The sequence below is a fragment of the Spiroplasma poulsonii genome (assembly GCF_009866525.1).
Lineage (GTDB): Bacteria > Bacillota_I > Bacilli_A > Mycoplasmatales > Mycoplasmataceae > Spiroplasma > Spiroplasma poulsonii.
On the sequence record NZ_CM020866.1, the window covers coordinates 1,554,536 to 1,581,017 of the forward strand.

Annotated in this window: 26 protein-coding genes and 1 pseudogene; 17 read left to right on the plus strand and 10 right to left on the minus strand. The window is 27.1% G+C overall.

The window, feature by feature from the left end; genetic code table 4:
- Nucleotides 1-69 precede the first annotated feature (69 nt).
- Entirely contained in the window at nucleotides 70-468 is a 399-nt protein-coding gene (locus MSROBK_RS14140; protein WP_242441474.1) for a transposase family protein, read from the minus strand.
- A complete protein-coding gene (locus tag MSROBK_RS14145) occupies nucleotides 453-905 on the minus strand; it encodes an IS5 family transposase (protein ID WP_040092446.1) in 453 nt (150 codons plus the stop codon). Before MSROBK_RS14145 ends, MSROBK_RS14140 begins: the two co-directional genes overlap by 16 nt.
- A gap of 65 nt (nucleotides 906-970) precedes the next feature.
- Here MSROBK_RS14145 and MSROBK_RS08835 point away from each other — a divergent pair.
- A pseudogene (locus MSROBK_RS08835) lies at nucleotides 971-3,219 on the plus strand (Mbov_0399 family ICE element protein); the annotation flags it as partial.
- Between the two features lie 292 nt (nucleotides 3,220-3,511).
- On the opposite strand, the gene MSROBK_RS14150 reads toward MSROBK_RS08835, so the two are convergent.
- The 3 genes from MSROBK_RS14150 to MSROBK_RS08845 are packed head-to-tail and all read right to left on the minus strand — an operon-like array spanning nucleotide 3,512 to nucleotide 4,718.
- Nucleotides 3,512-3,910 (minus strand): transposase, encoded by a 399-nt coding sequence (locus tag MSROBK_RS14150; protein WP_416375423.1) that lies wholly within the window; start codon nucleotides 3,908-3,910, stop codon nucleotides 3,512-3,514.
- On the minus strand, nucleotides 3,895-4,347 hold the full coding sequence (locus tag MSROBK_RS14155) for an IS5 family transposase (RefSeq protein WP_040094108.1): 453 nt from the start codon (nucleotides 4,345-4,347) through the stop codon (nucleotides 3,895-3,897). Before MSROBK_RS14155 ends, MSROBK_RS14150 begins: the two co-directional genes overlap by 16 nt.
- Nucleotides 4,348-4,373: 26 nt before the next feature.
- The gene (locus MSROBK_RS08845; protein ID WP_040094110.1) at nucleotides 4,374-4,718 is read right to left on the minus strand and encodes a hypothetical protein; all 345 of its coding nucleotides are present in this window, start codon (nucleotides 4,716-4,718) and stop codon (nucleotides 4,374-4,376) included.
- 209 nt (nucleotides 4,719-4,927) lie between these two features.
- Here MSROBK_RS08845 and MSROBK_RS08850 point away from each other — a divergent pair, with 209 nt between their 5' ends.
- The 16 genes from MSROBK_RS08850 to MSROBK_RS08925 all read left to right on the plus strand — a co-directional run bounded on the left by MSROBK_RS08850 (nucleotide 4,928) and on the right by MSROBK_RS08925 (nucleotide 21,827).
- Nucleotides 4,928-6,181, plus strand: a complete 1,254-nt coding sequence (locus MSROBK_RS08850; RefSeq protein ID WP_040094112.1) for an Mbov_0401 family ICE element transposase-like protein — start codon at nucleotides 4,928-4,930, stop codon at nucleotides 6,179-6,181.
- 381 nt (nucleotides 6,182-6,562) lie between these two features.
- Nucleotides 6,563-7,288, plus strand: a complete 726-nt coding sequence (gene pyrH, locus MSROBK_RS08855; protein WP_040094113.1) for a UMP kinase — start codon at nucleotides 6,563-6,565, stop codon at nucleotides 7,286-7,288.
- Nucleotides 7,289-7,837, plus strand: coding sequence for a ribosome recycling factor (gene frr, locus MSROBK_RS08860; protein ID WP_040094115.1), 549 nt, complete (start codon nucleotides 7,289-7,291; stop codon nucleotides 7,835-7,837).
- A 60-nt stretch (nucleotides 7,838-7,897) separates the two neighbouring features.
- Nucleotides 7,898-8,593: a polyprenyl diphosphate synthase gene (gene uppS / locus MSROBK_RS08865; protein WP_040094117.1), complete on the plus strand. Its 696-nt coding sequence runs from the start codon at nucleotides 7,898-7,900 to the stop codon at nucleotides 8,591-8,593.
- Entirely contained in the window at nucleotides 8,586-9,677 is a 1,092-nt protein-coding gene (locus MSROBK_RS08870; protein WP_040094118.1) for a phosphatidate cytidylyltransferase, read from the plus strand. Before uppS ends, MSROBK_RS08870 begins: the two co-directional genes overlap by 8 nt.
- Nucleotides 9,678-9,680: 3 nt before the next feature.
- Complete coding sequence (dxr, locus tag MSROBK_RS08875) at nucleotides 9,681-10,829, plus strand: 1-deoxy-D-xylulose-5-phosphate reductoisomerase (RefSeq protein ID WP_227991236.1); 1,149 nt, start codon at nucleotides 9,681-9,683, stop codon at nucleotides 10,827-10,829.
- Between the two features lie 36 nt (nucleotides 10,830-10,865).
- On the plus strand, nucleotides 10,866-12,218 hold the full coding sequence (rseP, locus tag MSROBK_RS08880) for an RIP metalloprotease RseP (RefSeq protein ID WP_040094119.1): 1,353 nt from the start codon (nucleotides 10,866-10,868) through the stop codon (nucleotides 12,216-12,218).
- Nucleotides 12,219-12,245: 27 nt separating this feature from the next.
- The gene (locus tag MSROBK_RS08885; protein ID WP_040094120.1) at nucleotides 12,246-16,604 is read left to right on the plus strand and encodes a PolC-type DNA polymerase III; all 4,359 of its coding nucleotides are present in this window, start codon (nucleotides 12,246-12,248) and stop codon (nucleotides 16,602-16,604) included.
- Nucleotides 16,605-16,662: 58 nt separating this feature from the next.
- Nucleotides 16,663-17,556 carry a GTPase Era gene (gene era / locus MSROBK_RS08890; protein ID WP_040094121.1) on the plus strand — a complete coding sequence of 298 codons (894 nt, stop codon included), beginning with the start codon at nucleotides 16,663-16,665 and terminating at the stop codon, nucleotides 17,554-17,556.
- Between the two features lie 6 nt (nucleotides 17,557-17,562).
- A complete protein-coding gene (recO, locus tag MSROBK_RS08895) occupies nucleotides 17,563-18,168 on the plus strand; it encodes a DNA repair protein RecO (RefSeq protein WP_084218048.1) in 606 nt (201 codons plus the stop codon).
- Between the two features lie 280 nt (nucleotides 18,169-18,448).
- Complete coding sequence (locus MSROBK_RS08900) at nucleotides 18,449-18,688, plus strand: hypothetical protein (protein WP_040092486.1); 240 nt, start codon at nucleotides 18,449-18,451, stop codon at nucleotides 18,686-18,688.
- Between the two features lie 690 nt (nucleotides 18,689-19,378).
- Nucleotides 19,379-19,567 (plus strand): hypothetical protein, encoded by a 189-nt coding sequence (locus MSROBK_RS08905; RefSeq protein ID WP_133165036.1) that lies wholly within the window; start codon nucleotides 19,379-19,381, stop codon nucleotides 19,565-19,567.
- A gap of 2 nt (nucleotides 19,568-19,569) precedes the next feature.
- A complete protein-coding gene (locus tag MSROBK_RS08910) occupies nucleotides 19,570-19,707 on the plus strand; it encodes a hypothetical protein (RefSeq protein WP_157944213.1) in 138 nt (45 codons plus the stop codon).
- Between the two features lie 2 nt (nucleotides 19,708-19,709).
- Entirely contained in the window at nucleotides 19,710-20,411 is a 702-nt protein-coding gene (locus MSROBK_RS08915) for a hypothetical protein (protein ID WP_040092600.1), read from the plus strand.
- A gap of 1 nt (nucleotide 20,412) precedes the next feature.
- The gene (locus tag MSROBK_RS08920) at nucleotides 20,413-21,342 is read left to right on the plus strand and encodes a recombinase RecT (RefSeq protein ID WP_052443498.1); all 930 of its coding nucleotides are present in this window, start codon (nucleotides 20,413-20,415) and stop codon (nucleotides 21,340-21,342) included.
- Entirely contained in the window at nucleotides 21,327-21,827 is a 501-nt protein-coding gene (locus MSROBK_RS08925; RefSeq protein ID WP_133165035.1) for a hypothetical protein, read from the plus strand. Before MSROBK_RS08920 ends, MSROBK_RS08925 begins: the two co-directional genes overlap by 16 nt.
- 205 nt (nucleotides 21,828-22,032) lie before the next feature.
- Here the strand turns inward: MSROBK_RS08925 and MSROBK_RS08930 are convergent, their stop codons facing one another.
- From MSROBK_RS08930 to MSROBK_RS08950, 5 genes are all read right to left on the minus strand, one after another.
- Nucleotides 22,033-22,362 carry a hypothetical protein gene (locus tag MSROBK_RS08930; RefSeq protein ID WP_133165051.1) on the minus strand — a complete coding sequence of 110 codons (330 nt, stop codon included), beginning with the start codon at nucleotides 22,360-22,362 and terminating at the stop codon, nucleotides 22,033-22,035.
- A 77-nt stretch (nucleotides 22,363-22,439) separates the two neighbouring features.
- A complete protein-coding gene (locus tag MSROBK_RS08935) occupies nucleotides 22,440-23,072 on the minus strand; it encodes a hypothetical protein (protein WP_040093812.1) in 633 nt (210 codons plus the stop codon).
- A 2-nt stretch (nucleotides 23,073-23,074) separates the two neighbouring features.
- Nucleotides 23,075-24,277, minus strand: coding sequence for a hypothetical protein (locus tag MSROBK_RS08940; RefSeq protein ID WP_040094123.1), 1,203 nt, complete (start codon nucleotides 24,275-24,277; stop codon nucleotides 23,075-23,077).
- A complete protein-coding gene (locus MSROBK_RS08945) occupies nucleotides 24,267-25,184 on the minus strand; it encodes a hypothetical protein (protein WP_040093811.1) in 918 nt (305 codons plus the stop codon). The genes MSROBK_RS08940 and MSROBK_RS08945 overlap by 11 nt, the downstream gene beginning before the upstream one ends.
- 6 nt (nucleotides 25,185-25,190) lie before the next feature.
- Nucleotides 25,191-26,435 carry a hypothetical protein gene (locus tag MSROBK_RS08950; RefSeq protein WP_159373260.1) on the minus strand — a complete coding sequence of 415 codons (1,245 nt, stop codon included), beginning with the start codon at nucleotides 26,433-26,435 and terminating at the stop codon, nucleotides 25,191-25,193.
- Nucleotides 26,436-26,482: the final 47 nt, after the last annotated feature.

Consider the following 26,482-nt stretch of genomic DNA (forward strand, 5'->3'; position numbering starts at 1 on the left):
AAAATTTAATATTTTTCCACAACGAAAAATTAATTTATTATTTAAATTATTTAATTTTAAATAAATATTTTATGTTAAATATAATAATTGTAAATTATAAATTGAGGCAATTAAATTAAATCTTAAACCAAATCTTTTTCTTCGATTACGATATTTTTCTGTAATAATTTTAAATTTTTTAAGAATAGCAAAAATATTTTCAATAATAATTCTCATTTTTGAAACTAGTCTATTATATTGCTTTTGTTCTTTGTTTAAAGGGTTTTTCTTTGTTTTCTTTGTAGGTATTAGAACATTATTGTGATTTTTTTGTATTCCTTGATAACCACTATCAACTATTAATTTGGTATTTTTTAAAATTGGGATTTTTGATTCTTTAAATAAAGCATAATCATGTTTTTTTCCGAGCGAAAAACTTGTTGCAATAATTTTTTTGGTTTCTTGTTCGATAATTACTTGTGTTTTGATCGTGTGTTTTTTCTTTTTACCAGAATAAGATTGTTTTTGTCTTTTTTTGGGCGTTGGATTGGAGTTTCGGTAGCATCAATAATAATAGTTTTATCATTAAAATAATCATTTATTAGTGCTTTTTTACCAGCAAGTTGTTGAAAATCAGAGTTTTTAATTAAAATATCTTCAATTCACTTAATATTACGATAACAATTAGCCTCACTAATATCAAAACTTTTACCAAGATGAAAATAAGTCTGATATTCTCGTCAATATAATAAAGTCATCAATAATCTATTTTCTAATGATAATTTATTAGTTTTACCACCTTTTTTAAATTTTTCTATTTCAGCAACTTTTAAAATATCTAACATTTTATTAAAAGTGGATTTTTTTATTCCTGTTAATCTTAACCATTCTCTATCATTAAGAGTATTAAATTTATTATTGTTCATATTTTTATGTCCTCATAAATTATATTTTATAATAATATTTTAATAAAAAAGGGTATCGCAAGAAGTCTAATGAAATTAACTTTGTTTCAAATTACTCTGGAAGTTTAATTGACCAACGTAATATTCATGATCCAACCGGAAAAAATAACGATTTAACATCATTATTAAATGCTAAATTTCAAATGTACTAGGGAATGAATATAATGATTGAAAACAATATATTCAACCTTATGCTTTTAGTGACTTAACACGAAAAGCTACAACAACAATTAAATTTAAAAATCCTACTAATAACCGGCAAGAAGTTTGAACATTTGAAACCCCAATAAAGATTATGTTATCAAAAGATTATTGAAGTAATGAGTTAAATGAGAGATTGCATATTCTACCTGGTAAAGTAGTCAATCCAGATGATTCAACAAAAGTAATGGTAACAGATGAACCTGAACAATTGACCCCACCTGATACTTCAAAAAATTATGGGGGTAAGTGAAGATACCATACAACAGTTGGATTAGAATTTGATGCTTTAAAACAAGCAGAAGATGGAACAGTTAATCCTGAATGAGTTGAAATAAATGGCGTTAAAATTGATGTTTTAGATAATAAATTTATTGCTAAACTAGAAGATAATCGTATTAAGGGAGAAGAGAAAAATGATTATTCTATTGTAATTCGTCATAAAGATAGTAAATATGATATTACTTATTCAATTGATATTGTTATTGAAACGTTAGTACCAAATTTAAAGTTAAAATGACATGCATGAGATCCAGAACACAATCCACAACAAAAAGAATTAATTACTCCAAATTTGGAAAATGGTCAGCCTAATTCTAAATATGATAAAGAAATCAATCCAAAAACCGGTACTAAAACTCAAATTATTTGAGTTAAACAAAAATCAACTGTGCCTTTTCCGTTAGACCCATTAAGCAAAAATGGTGAAGTTATAAACCCAGAAAAGAATCCAGAAGAATATGATTTGGGCTTTATTGTTGAAGGTTCGGTTGTGGGGAAAGGTGTAAATCAAACTTTTTCAAGTGAGGCAATAAAAAATGTTTACCGGGAAGGAATTGATGAAAAATCATTTAAAGCCTTTGAAAAACCAGATGATATACAAAGAAACACTAAAATAACTTCAAATACAGCAACGCAGTATTGATCAGACAGTGGAATTTGGCATTATACCGTAGAAATGTCAGATAAAACTACGGCCCAAAAATATGCTATTATAGGTCCTGAATATCAAAATCAGTATCCCCGTTTTTTAGATATTGTTGAAAATAATCAAGCAGTTGAATTTTGAACAACAATTCATGGTGTTCATTTAAAAAATTATTTAGCAACTTATAAAAATTTAGATTCTACCGGGATTGCCGGATTAAGTTATGAGCAGGTGTTAGCATATTGAAAAGATTATACAAGTGATGTTATTGCTCAAAAAATTCCACCAAATCCAACGCCTGAAAATTACCAAGATATTAATGGCAATATAGATGTCTTAAAATTAAATGAAGAAGAAGTTAACCCAATTAAGGATGCAATTATTGATAAGGTTAAAAGATATGTTGCTAAATTTAGTAATAAAGCTATTCTTGGCATTGATTATCAGATTAAAACTCCTGATGGTAAAGATATTACAGTTGACGCATCCGGGTTAGAACCTTTACTAAATAATAAAGATAATCCACAATTTTTAACAGTTTCAGTTAGCACCTTGGTTACATCAACAATTTTAATTGGTAATGCGACTTTGTCAACCCGCAATTCATCAATTTATAATCCAGAAACTAGCTATTATTTAAGCAAAATAAAATTTAAAGATTATACATATAATTTTGCTGGTCAAACTCCAGAGCAACTAAGAGATTGATTATTAAGAAATAATGATAATTATTTTAAACAATACGGATATAAATCATTAGTATTAAATACAGATTATGGAATTACTGGTAATAAAATACCAATATCTGATCCTAATACACATCATAATACACCGGGTGATTTATCTGATGAATTATTAACTAATTTTCTAGATAATTCAGTAGAAATTAGAACCTTGACAATTATTGTATATGCTGATGATGCAACTGATTTGGCGGTTGGTCAATCACAATTTATTTTAACAAATGATTCAGGTTCAACGCTAGTTCCACCTGACCCGCCAGTTCCACCAAATCCACTTGACCCAGATATTAATTTTCAACATAAATATTTATTATGACTATTACCTGTTATTTTATGTCCAATGATAGGAATAGGCATTGGTGTTATATGGTTTATAATTAGAAAAAAGAAAAGAATTAAGTAAGTTTGCTTAATTCTTTTTATGTCGTTTCATTTTTAATTGGGCATCAACCGTTAAAATTAATTGTCGTCAATTTTTATATGGTTTGAAATATTTTGTATCTTCTTTGTTTTTAAAAAGAAATCATTTATTAGACTTCTTGCATTACTTGTTAAAAAATTGCAAATATTTGTAAAAAAGATACTAATAGAAAAATATAATTTTAATTAATTATGTTTTTTATTTAAAAATTTAATATTTTTCCACAACGAAAAATTAATTTATTATTTAAATTATTTAATTTTAAATAAATATTTTATGTTAAATATAATAATTGTAAATTATAAATTGAGGCAATTAAATTAAATCTTAAACCAAATCTTTTTCTTCGATTACGATATTTTTCTGTAATAATTTTAAATTTTTTAAGAATAGCAAAAATATTTTCAATAATAATTCTCATTTTTGAAACTAGTCTATTATATTGCTTTTGTTCTTTGTTTAAAGGGTTTTTCTTTGTTTTCTTTGTAGGTATTAGAACATTATTGTGATTTTTTTGTATTCCTTGATAACCACTATCAACTATTAATTTGGTATTTTTTAAAATTGGGATTTTTGATTCTTTAAATAAAGCATAATCATGTTTTTTTCCGGGCGAAAAACTTGTTGCAATAATTTTTTTGGTTTCTTGTTCGATAATTACTTGTGTTTTGATCGTGTGTTTTTTCTTTTTACCAGAATAAGATTGTTTTTGTCTTTTTTTGGGCGTTGGATTGGAGTTTCGGTAGCATCAATAATAATAGTTTTATCATTAAAATAATCATTTATTAGTGCTTTTTTACCAGCAAGTTGTTGAAAATCAGAGTTTTTAATTAAAATATCTTCAATTCACTTAATATTACGATAACAATTAGCCTCACTAATATCAAAACTTTTACCAAGATGAAAATAAGTCTGATATTCTCGTCAATATAATAAAGTCATCAATAATCTATTTTCTAATGATAATTTATTAGTTTTACCACCTTTTTTAAATTTTTCTATTTCAGCAACTTTTAAAATATCTAACATTTTATTAAAAGTGGATTTTTTTATTCCTATTAATCTTAACCATTCTCTATCATTAAGAGTATTAAATTTATTATTGTTCATATTTTTATGTCCTCATAAATTATATTTTATAATAATATTTTAATAAAAAAGGGTATCGCAAGAAGTCTATTATTAGCGTATTCATAATTATAGATTTCAAGAATTTCTTCGGATGTGAATATTTTTAAATTATATTTTTTTAATATCTCCGTCAATTCTGCCATAGTTTTATTGCCAACATTTCGAACATTTTCAGTAAAGATATAAATCGATTGAATAATATGTCTAACTTCAACATTCTTAGATTCTAAGAAAGATATTCTTTCAAATTTATTTTGAAAAATATTAAATACTCTTGCGGGAATATTTAAGATCGTAGCTGGAGAATTAAATAAATCATATAATTCATCATTAAAATATAAGTGTTTCATCTTAAATGTGAGTCTTTCTAGTAAAAAAGGGATATTTTTATGTTATAATTAAAAAATAGATTTAAAGTTAGACTGTATCAACAATTATTAATTAGTAAAAATTAAATTGAAGGGCAGTACCAAATGGGGAATAATAAAAGTATTGATTTATTTAATTTTAATATGGTGGCATATGTAACAGACGAAAAGAAAAAAATAATCAGTTTTTATTGCAAAATATTAAAAAACAATTAGAAGACTTGGATAAGCAAATTAATAATGAAAAGTGACGTTTAAAAAATGGATATATTCGAAATACATTAGTACCACGCACAATTTTAACCCAAGAAGGACCAGTTACATTTCAACGGACAAAGTATAAATATATTGGTGAGGATGGGCGTTGGCATTACAAATATTTATTAGATAATTATATTCAACTAAATAAATGGCAACGATTATCATTAGATTTTATTATTGCGATTTTAGAACATATTACATCGAAAAAAACTTATAAAAATATTTTATCAGTGTTTCCAAATATGGAAATTTCAGAGCGAACAATTTCAAATATTGTTAAAAAATATAATATTAAAGAATTAATCAATGAATCATTTAATCTACAATATAAGATTCCAGATATTAGTAAATATAAATATATTTATATTTTAACCGATGATACCTGAGAAGACTTATTAGTTAATAAGCAATCTAATGAATGTCGCTATCGCTTAGTAACTTTTCATATTGGGAAAGATGCAAGGGGACGATTATTAAATAAACGACAATTTTATTGATCTGTTCCAAAAGGTGCTAAAATAAATACTAAGAAATTTGTCCGAGAAGTTGCTAGGCAATTACTTAAATTTTATGGAGCAACCTATAAAGAAAAAGAACTATTTTTATGTGGTGATGGAGCTGGGTGAATTAAAATTACGGCACAAGAATTAAAATCTAATTATGTCTTAGATTATTTTCATTTATCACAGTATATTCACAAGGCATTTAATAAAAAACGTCATTTGCATCCGAATTATAGAAATTTATTTGATATATTAACAACCAAAATTAAAACCGAAATTTTAAATGGCGATGTAGCTAAAGTTATTACTTTTTTATCTGATTTTAAAAAAATTACAGAATATTCTGACGAATTTAAAATTGATTCTGAACATTATAATAAGCTTATTAGATATTTAAAAAACCAGCAAAAAGGGATTGAAAGTTATCGTCATAAGGGTTATATTGGTTCTTGTTCTGAAGCAATGATTTCTCATTCAATTAAGGCATATATGGGGTATGGAGCTAAAATTTATAAATATGAATCTTTTAATGTTATTTTAGATTTAGCAATGGCAAAAACAAATGGTTTAGATCCTTTAAAAGTGTTAAAAGATAATATTATTGCTTATCATGAACAAGAAATTAAATATTATCGCCAAAATATTTGAAAATGATATAAACATTGGAAAAAAGATTATTAAAAGGTTTATGGACGAACAATTGATTTTCCAATTTTACGCTATAAACGAACAAAAATGCAAGATATCATTAAATTCTTTATCAATAAAAATTAGATTCAAGAAATTTACTTTAGGTAGTTAAAGAAATATTTTAAAAATATTTTTATTTTGTTGTTGCATAAAGTTATAAATTGGGTAAAATAAAAATAACTAAATAAGAAAAAAGACTTTTAGTCTTTTGTTTGAGGGATAATTGTTGTTATCCCAGATAAAATTTACTGTTAAAAGTTCCAATTATTTCTTTCCATCTTTTCTTAATAATTACTAATTTTATTTTGCTTATTTTTTTAAAACAATTTATAATATATTAGGAATAAACAAGAAAAAGAAAGGAATGTTATAATGGCATTACAATATAAGCGTGTTTTATTAAAATTGTCTGGTGAAGCATTAGGAAATCCTGCTGATTTGTATGATTCAAAGAGAATTCATGATATTGCTAGACAAATTGTTAAACTACAAAAAGAAGGACTGCAAATTGCAATTGTTGTTGGTGGTGGCAATATTTGGCGCGGTAATCGTGCTGATAGTATCAATATGAATCCGATTAGTGCGGATTATATGGGAATGTTAGCAACGATAATGAATGCATTAGCATTAGAAGCAGTTTTAAAATATGAGGGAAGTGAGAATGTTATTGTAACTTCAAAAATTCAGGTTCCAGAAGTAGCATCGCCATATTTATTTAAAAAAGCAAAAGCTGGTTTAGAAAAAGGAGCAATTGTTATTATGGCTGGTGGAACTGGTCAACCAAAATTTACAACTGATACTGCAGCAACAATTCGAGCAATTGAAATTGATGCTGATGTTATGTTAATGGCAAAGAATGGTGTTGATGGCATTTATGACAAAGATCCGCGTGAAAATTCTGATGCAATTCGATTTGATAATATTAGTTTAAATGAACTACAAGAAAAACAATTAAAAGTGATGGATTTAACAGCATCAAGTTTAGCAATGGAAGATAATGTTAAAATTGTTGTTTTTGATATTAATGAACCAGATAATATTTATAAAGCAGCACACGGAAGTGCTCGTTCAACAGTTGTTACAGGAGGGAAAAAATAAATGTCACAAGAAATTATTAACCAAACAAAAGAGAAGATGACAAAAGTATTAGAGTCATTTGAAAATGAATTAGTAAAGATTCGGACAGGTCGTGCTAATCCAAATATGTTAGCTCATATTATGATTGATTATTATGGAACACTAACTCCAATTCAACAATTGGCAAACATTATGGTTCCTGAGGCGCGCCAGTTAGTAATTAAACCTTATGATCGAGGAACAATTAGTTTAATTGTTACAGCAATTAATAAGTCGGATTTGGGATTATCACCAAATTCAGAAGCAGATTTAATTCGTTTAAATATCCCTGCTTTAACAGAAGAACGTCGTAAAATTTTAGTAAAAGATATGTGAAAAGAAGTTGAACATTTTAAAATTGCGGTTCGTAATGAACGTCGTGATAGTAATGAACAAATTAAAAAAGATGCTAATTTAACTGATGATGACAAAAAATATTACGAAGGTGAAATTCAAAAATTAACAGATAATTTTATTAAAAAGCTTTATGAAAAAGGGACATTAAAAGAAAAAGAACTAATGGAAGTATAAACTTTCATTTTTTATTATGTTAGATATAATAAATAAGACAAGAAAGAAGGAACAAAGAATATGAATGTGCCACAACATATTGCAATTATTTTAGATGGAAATGGTCGTTGAGCAACAAAACAAGGTTTAAAGCGAACAGCTGGCCATGAAGAAGGAGCAAAACGAATTAAAGAAGTTGCTTTAAAAGCAAATATGTTAGGAGTTAAATATTTAACACTTTATTGTTTTTCAACAGAAAATTGAAAGCGTAGTAAAAGTGAGGTTGCGTATTTAATGGAAATGCCAGGGCGGTTATTAAATAATAAAGAAGTAAATAATTTTAAAAATGAAAATATTGTTTTAAACCATATTGGTCGTAAAACCAAAATGCCAGCAAAAACGTTAGCAGCAATTAATGAAGCTATTAATCAGACAAAGCATAATAGCGGTTTAGTATTAACCTTTGCCTTTGATTATGGGGCGGTTGAAGAAATTGTTACTGCTATTAACGAAATGTTAACAGCACAATTATCTGAAATTGATGAAAAAACTTTGTTTAATTATTTATATACCAAAGATTTACCAGCTGTTGATTTAATGATTCGCTGTGGTGGTGAACAACGCTTAAGTAATTTTTTACTATTACAAAATCGTTATGCTGAATTATATTTTACTGATAAATTTTGATCAGAATTTGATGAAAATGCTTTGTTAACAGCAATATTAGATTATAATAATAGAAATAGAAGATTTGGAGGGGTAAAAAGTGATGAATAATAAGCAAGATAATGTTCTTGTTGATGAAACAAACGTACCGTTGGATAAAAATGGTAATAATATTACCGAAACAAGCAAAACGGAACAAAAAAAAGGAATGTTTCAAAAAAAATATGTTGCACGCCATATTACCTTTTATGTTTTATTAATTTTTTTGGTATTATATTTATTTACTGGTGCAATTGCTACAGAATGACAAGGCAAAGTTGCTCATATTGAAGTTGCCAATTATGTTTTTATTAGTATTAACGCTGTGATTTTGGGATTAGTTAACTACGAAATTCTGCGTTTAGTAGGGGGAACAAAGTGACCAATTTATACCCAAGTTATTACTTACTTATTTATGCTGTTTTTATTTTTATTTCCAGTTGAATCTGTTACGGACAATTATGGTGGGATTGGGGCCATTAATTATCCGTTTTATACTTTATTAAATTGAAATTGATTAAAACCATGAATTATTTTTGTCATTTATTTATGTGCAATTTTAGTATATTATTGTTTAGTTTTTAGTTCAAAAGAAATTACTTTTGGTAAAATGACGTTAGTTTTAATTTTTACATTATATTTAATTTTTGCTTTTAAAGCAATGAATAAATTTATGTTAAATCCTAATTATGGTTGAAGTAGCGTTGTTTGATTAGTGTTAATTATTATTTTAACTGATACTTTTGCCTTTGTGGGTGGGGTTAGTTATGGAAAACACAAACTAGCACCAAATGTTTCGCCAAACAAAACTTGAGAAGGGGCTGCAACAGGAACAATTATGGCGGCTGGAATTGCGATTGCCTATGCTGTTTTAATGTTTAATTTTGGAAATGAAAAAAATTGAGTTTTTAATTTCTTTTCAAATGATAATGCCAAAAATGTAATGCGTTATGTTATTTATGTTTTATTAGCTTTTATGTTAAGTATTCTATCACAATTAGGTGATTTATCATTTTCATGAATTAAACGGCGTTATGATATTAAAGATTTTAGTAATTTATTACCTGGTCATGGTGGTGTTCTTGATCGTTTGGATTCATTTTCATTAGTCTTTTTTATAATGTTTATTATTTCAAATGTGGCATTACAACGTTAATTAATGATGCGAGAACTTATTATTTTTGGGGCTTCAGGAAGTATTGGCCAACAAGCCTTACAAATTATAAAAACTAATCCAAATGATTTTACCTTAAGAGTAGTTAGTGTTTATCACAATGTTGCTGTTCTTGATGAAATGCTAGAAACATTTCCAACAATCACGATGGTTCATGTTGCTAATGCAACAGAACAAACAGTTTTTGCTGTTAATTATCCAACAATTACTTTTGTTATAGGAGAAGCAGGTTTTGACCAAATCTTAACAACCTTTCGAACAGCAATGGTTCTTAATGCCATTGGGGGGTTTGCTGGGTTATACCCAACTTTACAAACATTAGAAGGATATAATCGCACCTTATTATTGGCAAATAAAGAATCATTAGTTTTAGCGGGCGATTTAATTAATAAATTATTGGAAGAACATCAAAACCAATTGTTTCCAATTGATTCTGAACATTGTGCGATTTTTCAATGTTTAGAACAAAAGAATCCAGTGCAAGAAATTATTTTAACTGCTTCGGGAGGAATGTTTGCGGAAAAAACATTAACGGAATTAACAATGATTGATGAAAGCCAAGCGTTGTGTCATCCGAATTGGCAAATGGGTCAAAACATTACAATTGATTCTTCAACAATGGTTAATAAAGCTTTTGAAATTATTGAAGTATATCATTTATTTAAAACAAAAAACATTACCGTTGTGATACACCCTCAATCAATCTTACATTCGGCTGTGCAATATGAAGATTATTCAATTCTAGCGCAATTATCACTGCCATCAATGATTCAAGTTTTAAATTATTTTTTTTATTATCCGCTACGGAAAAAAAATAATTTATTAAAACCACTGGATTTTAACGATCTAATTACTTTGACATTTCAAAAAGCAGATTTATCACGGTGAAAAGCTTTAACATTGGCTTATCGTTGTTTAAATAAAAATAATGCTTTGGCTGTTGCTTTTCATACTGCAAATGAACAGTTGCGGTTGTTATTTTTAGCTGGAAAAATTAAATTTTATCAAATTGTTGATTATATTGAATTTTTTATGGATAAAATTAAGCCACAAAAACTATCTAATTATCAACAAATAAAACAATTAAATGATACTATTAAAAGAGAAATTATTAATTATTTTTCCAAAAAATAATGTTATGAAAAGGTACAGTTAGGAGTTAGTCAGTAAATGTCGGCGGGAATGATAGTTTTAGGATTTGTAATTGGAATTATAATTTTATTAATGCTAGTTACAGTTCATGAATTTGCTCATTTTGTTATTGCAAAATTATCAGGAGCATATGTTTATGAATTTGCAATTGGATTTGGTCCAAAGATTTTTTCTTGAGGGAAAAAAGAAACGCGTTATTCAATTCGAATTTTTCCTTTTGGTGGCTATGTGTATATTGCTAGTGAATTAGTTGATGCTCCGAAAGGGCGTGAAGAAGAGGAAGTTCCAAAAGAACGAAAAATGGAAAACATTGCGAAATGAAAACGGTTAATTTTTATTGTGGCGGGAGCTTTAATGAATTTTTTTATTGCTGTTTTCATTTTTACAACAACTTTTGCCGCTTTAAATCTCAAACCATCAGATATGACATATTGGGGGGCAAAATATGATGTTGGAGGAGCAGCATATAATGCGTTATCAACAAGAAAAGTTCCGATTAGCCAGGATATTGTTATTTTAAATTATTGATTAGGTCCAGACCAAGCTACTCTTAAAGTGGCCCATAAAAATTATTATCGTGATGGTAAAGATGATGAAGGATATAATAAAACACATAAGATTTTAGTTAGTCATATTGGAACTGTTCATAATATTCCAAATTATCAAACAACGGTTTATAATTTTATTAATAATTTAAAAAAACAATATGATCAAAGTGATGCCCAACAACGTACCAATTTTATTACGTTAGATTTTGTTTGGGTAAATAATAAAAAAGAAGTGACAACTGATCAAAACAATCATTTGTTTCAAACTGAACCAGCTGAATTAAAAATAACGGGTAATACTTATACGGTTGGAATTCGGGCACCTGATCGTCAGTTTGTTTCAACAGCACAGGCTTATGGCTATGGTTGACGTGAAACGTTTACTGAATCAGTGACAATTTTAAAGTCATTTGGGTTATTATTTACTGGTCAATGAGGGCAGTTATCAGGACCAGTTGGTATTGCTAAAACAGTTTCTTCAATTTTAACGGAAGGACCAGCATTATTTTTTATGTATGTTGCAATGTTATCAGCAAACTTATTTGTTTTAAATTTAATTCCAATTCCACCATTGGATGGATACAAATTCTTAGAAACCCTAGTTGAAAGAATTGTTGGTGGGGGAAAACGGCTTAAAGGGCGTTTTCAAATTTGAAAACATCGTCACAATCCAGAACAGCAAAAGTTATTATTAGAAGAATATCAAACAAAAGAACAAAATTGACAACTCCCACATAAGGCAAAGATTATTATTAATGTCACGGGGGCAGTACTCTTTATTTTATTATTTATTGGAATAACAATTAAAGATGTCTTTTTTTAGAAATGAAGAATAGATGAGGGATGGCAAATGGATCAACAATTGATAAAACTATTTACAACTAATAATTTAGAATTTACGGATAATTATTTTGCTGATGCAAAAATCATTAAAAGTGAGTATAGTACAAGCGAGTCGTTTTTTCGTGTTATTATTGAAATCAATGATTTCTTACCAACTGATGTCTTATTAAAATTAGAAACAACTTTATTAGCAAATGCAACGTTGCCAACAAAAGTTTCATTTCGCGTACGAAATGAAAATTATCAATTAGAAACAATTTTTTCTTATTTAGAATATATTCGTTTTAATAAATCAGAATTAAAAAATAGTTTTTTTAGTAAATTACCACCATCTCGGTTTACTTTAGCAGATAATATTTTAAAAATTATTGTTCATTCCGATAGTGAAAAAAAACTTGTTAGTGAACATTATCATTATTATGAAAACAAATTATGTCGTTATGGTTTTAATAATTTACGATTAGATTTAATTGTTGATTTACAAGAAAATAATATTTTAGAGCTTAATGAGCAAGAATTGATAAAATACCAAGAAAATCAACAAAAAAATGAAAGTTTAACATTAAAACCAGCAATTTCAACAAAACAATTGCGAAATGGGACTAGTAATTATGTTAAAGGGAAAATCGGGCAAGTAAGTTATGAACGAATCACCGATATTGACCAAGATGCTCCTAATATAACAATTTATGGAAAAATTGTTAATAAAGATCGCCAATTCATTTCAACTAAAAAATTTATTTATACAATCACAGTAACTGATTATAGTGATACTATTGCTGGGAAGTTTTTTACGCGAACTGAACAAGCAGATGATTTTTTTGAAGAATTAAAAATTGATGAATGAGTTAGTATTTTTGGGGACATTCGTTATGATACTTATGCTAATGAACAAATGCTTTTTATTAAAAAAATTGCCCGTTTAGATCGCGAAGACTTATATCGGGAAGACAATGCTGCTGAAAAGCGCGTTGAATTACATTTACATACTAAAATGAGTACAATGGATGGGGTGATTGATCTTCCAGCGCTTTTTAAAACCTTACAACATTGGGATCATTCGGCAATTGCTTTTACTGATCATTTAAATGTGCAAGCGTATCCTGAAATTTATAATCTTAATAAGAAATATCCAAATATTAAAGTTATTTATGGAGTCGAAGCAGATGTACTTGATGACAAAGTTTGGTACGTTAAAAATCCTCATCATTATGATTTACGGACAGCAAAATATGTTATTTTTGACTTAGAGACAACTGGTCTAAGTAGTAGTTATGATGAGATTATTGAGTTTGGAGCAGTTATTATGGATGGGATTAGTGGGGAACGTAAAATTATTAACCACTTATTTAAACCAACAATTAAGTTATCTTCTTTTATAACAGAGCTAACAGGAATTACGGATGAATTATTGGCGGATAAACCAACTTTTACGGAATCAATTGACCAAATTTTAGAGTATTTTAAAGATGCGATTTTAATTGCCCATAATGCTGAATTTGACTTAGGTTTTATTCAATCATGGTTAGAAAAAGCCGGACGTTCTAAGATCAATAATACTGTTATTGATACTTTACAAATCTCAAGGATTTTAGAACCACATTTAAAAAACTATCGTTTGGGAACAATTGCTCTGTGCTATAATGTTATTTATAATGAAGAAGTAGCGCACCGTGGGGATTATGATGCTATTGTTTTAACCGATGTTTATGAACATCAATTACGAAAAATGATTAATGTTTATGGGGTTGAATTTGATGATGATATTGATCAAATTCATGATGCTGCTGTTTATAAAAAGCTCCGTCCAAAACATATGACAATTCTTACTAAAAATCAACTGGGATTATTGGATTTATTTAAATTAATTACCGCCGCACATACAACTTATTTCTATTCGTCACCAAAATTATTACGTAGTGTAATTAATGAACATCGTGCTAATTTATTAATTGGTTCATCATGTGTTAATGGTGATGTTTTTGAAGTAGCTCGGAATAAAGATCTTAGTGAGTTAACCGAAGTGATTAGTTTTTATGATTATATTGAAATTCAACCACCAAGTGTTTATAAACATTTAGTTCAAATGGGTGATTTATCAGAAGAACGATTATTAACAGTTATTAAGGACATTATTTATACCGCGAAAAAATTAAATAAACCAGTTGTTGCCACAGGTGATGTTCATTATCTTAATCCAGAAGATAAAATTTTTCGTGAGGTTTATATTAATGCAAAAGGAATTGGGGGGCGACCACATCCATTGTATGATTATAAACAACGGGTAACTGATTATCCGGACCAATTTTTACGAACAACACCTGAAATGTTAAATGAATTTAAATTTTTAAATGATGACGAATTAATTCAAGAAATTGTTGTTACAAATCCAAGTCTTATTGCCAATCAAATTGAAAAAGTTGAAATTATTAAAGATAAATTATATACTCCCAAAATTGATGGTAGTGATGAACTTTTAGAAGCGTTGTGTTATCAGAATGCTTATAAGATTTATGGTAATCCATTACCCGAAATTGTGGCAAAACGATTAGAACGAGAATTAAGTGCGATTATTAAGCATGGTTTTGCTGTTATTTATTGAATTGCCCATAAATTAGTTGACAAGTCATTACAAGATGGTTATTTAGTTGGTTCACGAGGAAGTGTTGGAAGTAGTTTTGTTGCCACGATGAGTAATATTACAGAAGTTAATCCATTACAACCACATTATTTGTGTTCAAATTGTACTTATAGCGAGTTCATTGTTGATGGGTCTGTAAAATGTGGTTATGATTTGCCACCACGTAATTGCCCAAAATGTCAACACCCATTAAAAGGTGATGGTCATGATATTCCTTTTGAAACATTCTTAGGATTTGAAGCAGACAAAGTTCCGGACATTGATTTAAACTTTTCGGGTGAATATCAACCAAATGCCCATGATTTTACGAAAGAAATGTTTGGAGAGCGAAATGTTTATCGTGCCGGAACAATTTCAACGGTGGCAGAAAAGACTGCTTATGGATATGTGAAGGGTTATTTTGAAAATAAGAATACCTTACATTTAAAACGACGTGCTGAATTAGAACGAATTGCAAAAGGCTGTGAAGGTGTGAAACGAACAACGGGACAACACCCGGGAGGGATTGTTGTTATCCCAAAAGAATATCAAGTCGAAGAATTTACGCCGGTTAATTTTCCTGCTGATGATATTAAGTCAAATTGATTAACAACACACTTTGATTTCCATGCGATTCATGATAATGTTTTAAAATTAGATATTTTAGGACATGTTGATCCGACCGCTTTACGAATGTTAGAGGATTTAACGGGAATTGACCCAAAAACAATTCCAACTAATGATGAAAAAGTGTTAAGTCTTTTTCGTAGTTTAGATGTTTTAAACATTAAACCAGACGATATTAATGGTGAGAAAACGGGGGCTATTGGGATTCCAGAGTTTGGAACTTTTTTTGTTCGGAAAATGTTATTAGATACTAAACCAACATCTTTTGCTGATTTAGTCCAAATTTCAGGGTTATCACATGGAACTGATGTTTGAATTGGGAATGCCCAAGATTTAATTCGAAACCAGAATATTCGAATTTCTGATGTTATTGGGTGTCGTGATGATATTATGGTTAATTTAATTTATAAGGGCTTACCAGCACAAAGTGCTTTTAAAATTATGGAAGATGTCCGAAAAGGAAAGGGCTTAACCCCAGAACATGAACAATTAATGCGTGAAAATAATGTTGAACAATGATACATTGATTCATGTAATAAGATTAAATATATGTTTCCAAAAGCGCATGCGACAGCGTATGTTTTAATGGCATGACGCGTGGCATGATTTAAAATAAATTATCCAGTTGAATATTACGCAACATTCTTTTCAACGAGAACTGATGTTTTTGATATTAAAACAATTTTAAAAGGAGCAGAAACAATTAAACAAGTTTTACGTGATATTCAAGTTCGTTTAGATAATAAGGATTTTAATGCGCCAAATAAACCATCACAAAAAGAAAAGGATTTAATACCTGTTTATGAAATTGCTTTAGAAATGTATGCCCGCGGGATTAAAATGAGTAATATTGATTTAAAAACAAGTATGAATAAAAATTTTACCGTTGTTGAAAATGATAATCATGAAAAAATTATTCTACCACCATTTTCAGCGATTGATGGTTTGGGAGGCGCTGTTGGTGATAGCATTATTAATGCTCGGAAAGAAAAACCATTTTTATCAATTGCTGATTTACAAAAACGAACAAATATTACAAAAGTACATTTAGAGTCTTTTGAAGAACTTGGAATTTTAAAAGGCTTATCATTAGATGATCAAATTGCATTTGAATTTTAAAATAATGAGCTTTTATCTTATTTTCCTTTATAATTAAGTTAATTACGAGGTGATAAAAATGACAATTAAATCAGGGTTTGTGGCAATTATTGGCCGTCCAAATGTTGGAAAGTCAACATTATTAAACACAATTTTAAATAATAAAGTAGCAATTGTTACCGCCAAAGCCCAAACAACGCGTAATCGAATTCAAGGAATTTATAATGACAATGAAGCGCAAATTGTGTTTATGGATACGCCAGGAATTCATAAAGCACATCATGAAATGGGTAAATTTATGAATAAAGTTGCTTTATCAACAACAAAAGCAGCTGATGTTATTTTATTTTTAGCGCCTGTAAATGAACATATTGGTGATAATGATCGTTATATTATTAAAGCACTCCAAGAACGAGGTGTTCCAATTGTTTTAGTTGTTACTAAGATTGATTTAGTTTCAAAAGGGGAATTAATGGTTAAAATTGCTGAATGAGAAAAAGTTCATAATTTTACTGCTGTAATCCCAATTTCAGCATTAAAACACGAAAATGTTCCGCAGTTATTAACATTATTAAAAGATCATCTAACAGAAGGACCACAATATTATCCTGATGATATGTTAACTGACCAACCAGAAAAGTTCTTAATTCGTGAAATTATTCGCGAAAAAATTTTACTTTTAACAGAAGATGAAATTCCACATAGTGTGGCAATTTTAATTGACAAGATTGAAGAACAACCAACATTATTAAAAATTATGGCTTCAATTTGTGTTGAGCGCGATTCACAAAAAGGCATTGTGATTGGTAAAAATGGACGGTTAATCAAAGAAATTGGGACGCAAGCTCGTTTAGAGTTAGAACAAATTTTAGGAACAAAAATATTTTTAGAGTTATTTGTTAAAGTGGTTGAAAAATGACGTGATAAACCATCAATGATTGCTCGTTTAGGATATAACAAAGAAAGTTATTAAGCAATAATGACAACAAAAGTTACTGGAATTGTTATTAATAAGCAAAGTTACGATGATGACAGTGAAATTATAACGGTTTTTACCAAAGAATTAGGTAAGTTAGCTTTTTTTGCTCCGGGTGTTTGAAAAATTACTTCGAAAAATCAATATGCGGTGCAATGGTTAGCAACTAGTGCATTTGAAATATTTTTATCATATCAAGCAAATAAATTAAGTAAGTTAAAAACAGGAAATTTGTTAATAACACGAATTAAATTAACACAAAATTATTATGATTATTTACTAGGGACATTGCTTTGTGAAATTACCGAACAAGCTGTTGAAGAACGTTCTGCTGATTTAAAACTATATGATTTATTAGCAACAGCATTAGATAATTTAGTTGCTTGAGAAGATAACTTAAGTGTTGTGATTGTTTTCATGTTACAAGTTTTAAAATGGTATGGATTACAATGAAATCTAACGATGTGTAAACGTTGTGGGGGAAAACATAATATTAAAACAATTAGTTTTATTGAAGAAGGATATATTTGTAAAAATTGTTATTTACCAACAGGATTAGGTCGTATAAAAAATATTGGGGTTTTGGAAAAAAACTCGGAAATTGAATAAGAATAATAAATTAAACCATTTACTAAAATGGTTTTTTTATTTGTAAAACCAAAATTATTAATTGATTCAGAGAAAGGACAGCATCTTAAATTCTTAAAATAGAAACTTTTTACACAACTTTCTGATACCCTCTTTAAGTTGTTTACACATTTATAAATATCTTAGAAATTTTTACAAAGTGTACCTGTTTTTTCTCCTAATTTAAGGTGTTGTCTTTTCTTTGTTTCAGTTAATTAGTTTGTTAATAAATAAAAAAACTTAATAAAAGAAGGAGTAAGTAATGGAAATTAATAAACAACAAAAAATATGTGATGTTATTGATTGCTATAAATCAATATCATTCATTACCAAAGAATTTTTATCAAATAAAGTTTTATGAACTTGTGAAAAACATAAAAATTTATTAAATCATACAAAAGATAAAAACCAAGAGTGGTTTTATAAACGTTTAGAAAATTCAAAAATTATCTTTGATTATAAAACTGGTTTTTTAAAACTTTGATTTTATAAAACAACTTAATGCAGAGTGGAACGGTTATTTTAAATAACTAAGTGTTTTTATTCCACAGGAGGCGGTCTAGCACAGCGGTAATCAGTCCGGAAATAATAGACGCTTTAACAAGCGATAGTGGTGATAAGTGCGCGGTCAACATCGAACCACAATAAACAAAAGAGATGGTCACTTTATAAATAAATTTGCGATAGATATTACTTCTTAGAAGTGACAGCGGTTTAAAAACCACAAAGTCAGCATTAGGCTCTTCAAGGTGCAAGTAGATTTATTTTAAAAACTGAACGCTTTGACCTGAAATGGTGCGGGTGAAGAGAGAGAAAACTCTCTGGCTACAAAAACAAAAAACAACTGTCGATTATTTAACTAACAACATACCGCCACCTCTCACCCACAGCGAAGCGGATGGCGTAGTAAATAAAATAGATAAATACAATACTTATATAACTAATTCTCGCTTTGGCACTTTCACTTGGTAGTGAGTGCCAGCGAGTTAAAAAATAGGAAAAATAATTTAGGAGGTAAATATGAAAAAGTTAAATAAAATTTGTCTTAAACAAAAATATTGAGGATATTGCTCAAAATGCAATCAAGAAAACAAATTACAAGAATTAATGTTTAAAAGTTATTCAGTATCATTTTAAGATATGACTGATGAACATTGAGCATTAGGGAAACAAAATTAGGAGGAATTAAATTATGAATAAAAGATACGTATTAATAATGAAATATAATAATTTGTTTGATAAAACAACTATTTTTAAAACAGATTTTTTTTATACATTAGAAGAAGCGAGGATTACTGCTAATGTTGAAAATGAAAATCATTGATTAACAACTATTATTGATTTAGAAGATAGCAATATTAAATGACAAGGAGATAAATAATTATGTGAAAAGATGAAAATGGTTATGTTTATACAGAAGAAGATTTATTTAATTTAGCATTAGATGAATGTTATTCAGAAGAAAGTGCTTATGAATATATTGATAATTTAATTAATGAAATGGAATTAGAGGAAATTTAATTATGGAAGATTTAAAATTAAATAATGAAGTTAAAAATATTACTTATCCGTTTTATTTAAAAGGAAATAATTTTAAAGAATTAAGCTTAAAAGCATTAACAATTAAAAAGTGAATTGATGAAAATGGACAAGAATTAGCAGAATTTATATATCGACAACAAGCTTGATTAATAAATGGAGAATATAAATCACAATCACTAAAAGATTTAAAATTAGTAGTTTCAAAAATTGATTATATTTTTAGAGAACCATTAGAAATAATAAAATCTTTTAAAGATGAATTAAATTTTATTAGAAAAGATATTTTAAATTTAGAAAATAATATTAAGAATAATCATGATTCTTTAAAAAATAGTGTCATTAATATTCAATTTCAAAAACAAAATAAAATTATTGAAACTCATAAAAAAGAGCAATTTTTAGAAATTAAAAGTATAGCAAAACAAGAACAAGAATTAAAAATTATTACTAGTAATTTTCGGAAAGAAAAATTATTAATTAAAGATATTGAGGTTATTGGTATTAATGATGATTTTTTACAAAATGCTGATAAATTAGAACTTATTAATCTTATTAAAAATTATTTAACTGTTGATGAACAAATTGTTAAAAATGAAATTAAAGATCAATGAGATAGTAATAAAGATATTAATTTAATTGGGGTTAAAGGTATTAATTTTAAAATAAATAAAGGAGAAAAATAACATGACAAATATTGTAGAATTTTTAAGAACAGATAAGGTAACTGATTGAATAAAAAGTAAATTTTCTAATGAAAATGAAATTGCAAGATTTAAAAGTAATATAATTGCAATATCAAATAGTAATGAATTATTACAAAAAGCAGATCCAAAAACAATTATGACTGCTTGTTATCAAGGTGTTTTATTAAATTTACCAATGGAAAAACAATTCGGTTATGCTTATGTAGTACCATATAATACAAAAATAACAAGAATTATTAATGGTCGTGAAATCCAAGAATGAATTAATCAAGCCCAATTTCAAATGGGTTATAAAGGTTATATTCAATTAGCCCAAAGAAGTGGCCAATATTTAGATATGTCAGTATCAGATGTTAGAGCAAATGAATTAATAAATTATGATCGTTTAAAAGGTACTGCTTTTAATTGAAATCAAAATGAAGATGAACGAGAAAAATTATCAATTATAGGTTATGTAGCATATTTTAAAATGGTTAATGGTTTTGAAAAAACTTTATATATGACAAAAGAGCAAATGGAAAATCATTTTATGAAATATTCTAAAACTTATGCTAAAAATAAATCATTTTATATTGCTAGTTTTGATGAAATGGCCCTTAAAACAGTATTAACATCATTATTAAGAAAATGAGGTATTATGTCAGTTGAATTACAACAAGCATATAAATCAGATCAAGCAGTTATTACAACTAATGATGAAAAGATTTATATTGATAATGATGCTACTTTCATCCAAAATAATGGGCATATTAACGATGAAACTTTATCAAATAATATAAATTTAAATTATAATACCCCACCTAATGATGAAATAGTGTACATAAACGATAATGTAGTTAAAGAAGAAGATATATCAAATGTAGTACCAGTAGTTAATAATAACAATGATGAAGAATGAGCCAATTGATAAAAATAGGTATTGACCCATCAGGAACTGGTACTACGGCTATTGTTGTTTATAAAAATAATAAATTAATAGATAAACAAGAATTTACAAATAAAGGCTGAAAAGAACATTATGAATTTATTATAAATTATTTGAAAAATGAAAAACTATTTGGGAAAATATTATCAAATAATCATAAACTAGAATATTTAATTTTTATAGAAAATTGTTTATATACAAATGCCAATGGCTCAAAAGATAGAGATGATTTATTGAAATTATTAGGTTCATTAGAAACGCAAGGATATATTGCTACTATTTCACCAAAACATACAAAATCAGTTGTTAAAAATATGGAAAATTTAAGTAAATATAATGATGGTTATATATGAAAATATGAAAAAGATGTTAATTTAACTTATCAATATGGTAAAAGTTGAAAATATAATAATGAAAAAATAAGTAATCATTTACGAGATGCAATTATTATTGCTAATTATGAAAGTTAATTTATGAAACATTCATATAATCAAAAAACAGGAAAATATTATTCTTGTAAAATTCGGAATATAAATGTTTACTTAAATGAAAATGAAGAACAAGTTTGAAATGAATTAAATTTTAATACTTATTCGCAACGAATTGAATATCTTATAAACTTTTATATAACACACAATAAAGAAAAATAAAAAATAACCAATTAAGGTTATTTTTTTAAATATTATTTGTTAATTGTCTAATGGCATCTTTTTGTGCTTGTTTTTTATCATTAACTTTAACTTGTTTTTTAACATTTTTAATTTGACCTGTTTTTAATGCTAATTCTGTTGCATAATCAGGTCCTCGTAAATGTTTTTCGTGGGCAATAACAGCAGTTCTTAATTCTCTGATTTCTGCTTTATATTTTTTAATTTTTTTAGCAGATAATCCTAGAATACCAAGACTACCCATTCCACCCGCACCCGCTAACACAAGTAAAGCAATCATTAATGTTTCATTCATTTTATTTAATTCCTTTCTTATTCTTACTCAAACAGTGGCCATCTATCCTTTCAGAACAAAATAATTTATAAATTAAACTATATAACCACCCAAAAATATCAACCGCCCCTATATATAGTCTATTTTAAATTTAATTCTTTGTTATTTTCTTCTTGTTTTTGTTTTTTAATATTTTCATTTTGTATATTTTTAAATATTTCTTCTGTTATGCCATCTAAATTATTTCATTGTTTTGCTAATCTTGGTTGAATAACACGCGGATTAATCCGACAATCTAAACAATGTCTTAAATGGTCTTTTTTTCATTTTGATTTATCAATTCAAATGATAATTAAAGAAATTATTAAAGTAATTAAAGGTAATATTGTAAATACTAATCCCATTTTAGATATTTTTAATCTTGGTATATCAATTTTCATATCTACTTTTGGTTTACTACTAGCAACAAATATGCCCTGAATTCCATACGTAAATAAAGGTGTTAATAAAATAGCAATGCCATTACCTCAATATTGACCATAATTATATCAATTAATATCATCTTTAATTGCATTAATCATTCCATATTCTAACCAACAATTTAATGCTAAAAATATCAATGTATAAAAACTAACTACTCAACTACGAATTTTATATTTTCTTTCTCATTCTCTAATATCTTTATGAGTTCAATTATAAGTTGGAATAGGGTCTTTTTTAAATCAATTTCAAGGTAACGCCCCCTTTAATCAAGTTGTTTTATCTTGCTTCATAATTAACTCACCAATTTTCTTTCAATTTTTAAATTAACTATATTTACATTATCATAAGAACTAATAAGACCATTTGTGTCAATATACCAACCTGAAACACCTTTACTATATGATACAACAATTCCACAACCAATATCAAAATCTTTAAAAGTTTCTACAAACATATATGGTAAAATTGAAAATTGACATCATATTTTATATTTAAATTTAGAACTATCAAAATCTTTAATTTGATATTCAGTTGCTGGTTTAAAATCACTAGTATCTACAAATTCTCAATCATTACCAACACTAATAGAAATATCACCATTACCTAATAATGAATTACCATTAATAGTTTTAATATTTTCCCCACTTACTAATTTATCTTGTTTAAGAATAATATCTTGTGATGTTTTTACAATATATTTATCATCTTGCTTATCAATATAATCTTTATTTAAATCACTATCTTTAATACCATATGATGGAATATCACCACTTTGTTTTGCTTTTCAGACATTATCTTCATAATAAATCGTGTTATTATCAAATGGAACTATTAATTTAATATATTCATTATAATCAATTTTAGAAAAATCATTAATAATTGGATAAGTAATATTTATTGAACCATCTGTTTGCAATCGCTCTTTTAATCAAAATAATAATGTTGGATAAAATGTTTTTTTAGTAATATATTTATATTCTTCTTCTCATGGATGAGAATAGTTTCCTAAATGATAATTATACGGTCTAGATACCGTTTTACTAGATATAATATCAATTATTTCACCTGCTAATTTTAAAGCATTTTTAACATCACGAGTAATATTTTCATTTGCTTCTGGGTCATTAGTTTGTGAATATGCTACACCACCTTGTGAAAATGAAGCACTACCAGTTAAATCATTAACTCCTTTTGGTAAATATCAATTTATAACTGCTAATAAACAAGCCGATTGAATATAACTTAATCATTTATCATATTCAATTAAACCAGTATTATCTTTTTTTACTCAAGGAAACAAATCTTTTTTATTAATTTTATCTGAAATTGTCCCACCTGATAATCTATCCATTCATAAACTAGTTTTTAAAATAGCATTATAAATTAAGTTATCATTACAAGCAGATTGCTTTCTATCATTAATAGGTTGTCAAAGTTTACTTTCTTTCACATCTTCAACTGTTATAAATAACAAATTACTTAAATTATTTTCCATATAAAACACCTCTTAATTGATTACGATATTTATTTTTTAAATTACTTGGCTTATAACTATTAACTCTTGTTTTTGTTTTCTTAATTGTTTTGATAGTTTGATTAGTTTTGTAAAACATATTTTTAACTGGTGATTTATATAAATTCTTAATATTTTTAACATCACTTTTTCGTTCTCGATACCATTTTTTATTATTAATTTCACCAGCAAAATTAAAATTAAAATGGCCAATCTTTAAATTATTAATAAACTTTTTAATTTGTTGTAATTTTTGAACTGTTGGTAATGTTAATTTAGTAGTTCCTTTGGGATATTTTTCTTTTAATCCTCTTGGCAGTCTTTTTTTAATATAATTTCTTAAATGACTAGGTAATCATTTTCTTAATCAATAACGTCAAAATAAAGTACCCGCATTAGAAACGGCATTACTTAATAATTTTCAAATTTCAACTGGAACACTAGGATAAACATAGGGACCATAAAACTTCGGGTGTTTTGCTGTTTTTGTATATATTAAAATAGTTAAATTACCTGTTAAAGTTAATTTATTTGTAATATTAAACATACCACTATCAAGTCAACTACTATTTAAAGGTTGTCAATTAGTATTTAGATAATTTTCTTTTTTAAATTGTTCTCTATTTTTAATATTATTATCTTTTTCTAATTGACTTAATATTTGTTGAATTTCTCTTTTATGACCCTTTTTAATTAAATCTAAATAAGTAAATGGATTTAACCACTGATAAATATCTTCAATCTTATTTGTAATTTTTTGTAGCGGATTAGAATAATATGAAGCAAATTTGTTAACCTTATTAATTAAATTAACAAATTTATTTATTATTGATTTATTACCTAAATTCTCTGCTAATAAAGTTAAAATTCGTAATATTAATAAGTTCATTGTTTATTAAGTATTTTTAATTACGACATCAATTGGATTTGTTTGACCAGTAGCGTTGTTTTTACCCTCAATCTGAACTGAAATTGCTTTATCATTTGTAATATCAATTGGTCAATCTTCACCCTTACTTTCAATAAAGTAATCATAATCATTTTCAGTTAAAGAACTATCTACCGCTTTTACTGCTTTTAAAACGACAGCTTTAAATTGTGGTTTTAATTGTTCGATTGTTGCTTTTGTTGGGTCTGTGACATGAATAGTTGGTTTATCTAATTTATTAATTTTACTAATATCAATTTTATTTGTTGTTGGTTCATTAATTACATAATCAACTGGTACTCTAAATGTTTTATTTAAATTATTGTAAGCTGCTGTTCTTTCTTCAATTGTTGGTTCTTTTTCTAAAATAATTTTACATGTTTTTGGATATAAAATTGTTGGTGTTGCATATTGTACTTTACCAATTCATTTAGGGTTAGCAGTATCATTATCTAAAACTTGTTGAATAGTATCCATATTAATTGGATATGCTCATACTTGTTTATTAATAATTAAACCACTTACATTAGTAAAATTATAACCTTTATCACGGTTAACTTGTCCTTTTGTATATGTTTTTTCTAAATGAAAACTTTTTGATACAGGAATTCCCATTGCGGTATTTTCATATAATTCACCATTAACCATTGCTTTTAATTGAGCTTGTGAACCAATTACTTTTAAATAAGCCGGTGTTAATCCTAAATATGCTCTTCGTCCTAAAACCATAAACATTTTATCAGTTGGCAATCCAAAATATAAATTACTAATTTGATTAGTTAATTCAATCAAAGTTTCATTTAATGTAAAGAATGCCTTATTTGCATCATCAGCATTTTCTGCTGTATAACTACGAAATGGAATTACTTCATATTGACCATCTGCTAAACAATAATCATAAATAGCCTGAATTAATTCACATTCTAAATTAACAAATTTATTCTGTACAACACTAGAAATAGCATCAGCAATAACACCATTTTTAATATTTTGTTCTATTAATGCTAAATCAAAAGCCTCATTCATTAATTTTAAATTAAATCTTTTATCAATAGGTACTGGAATTCTTGTTAATCCCATTGTTTGATTTGCTCCACCATTTGGTAATGAATAATCATTTTGTCATACCACACGATGAGTTAAATTATATAATGCTTGTCCTGCATTAGGTAATCAAGCAACTTGTTCGGCAGTTGCTGTTGCATACTGCATAATACTTGCATATTCATTATATAAGGTCCACGCAATAAAGCATTAAC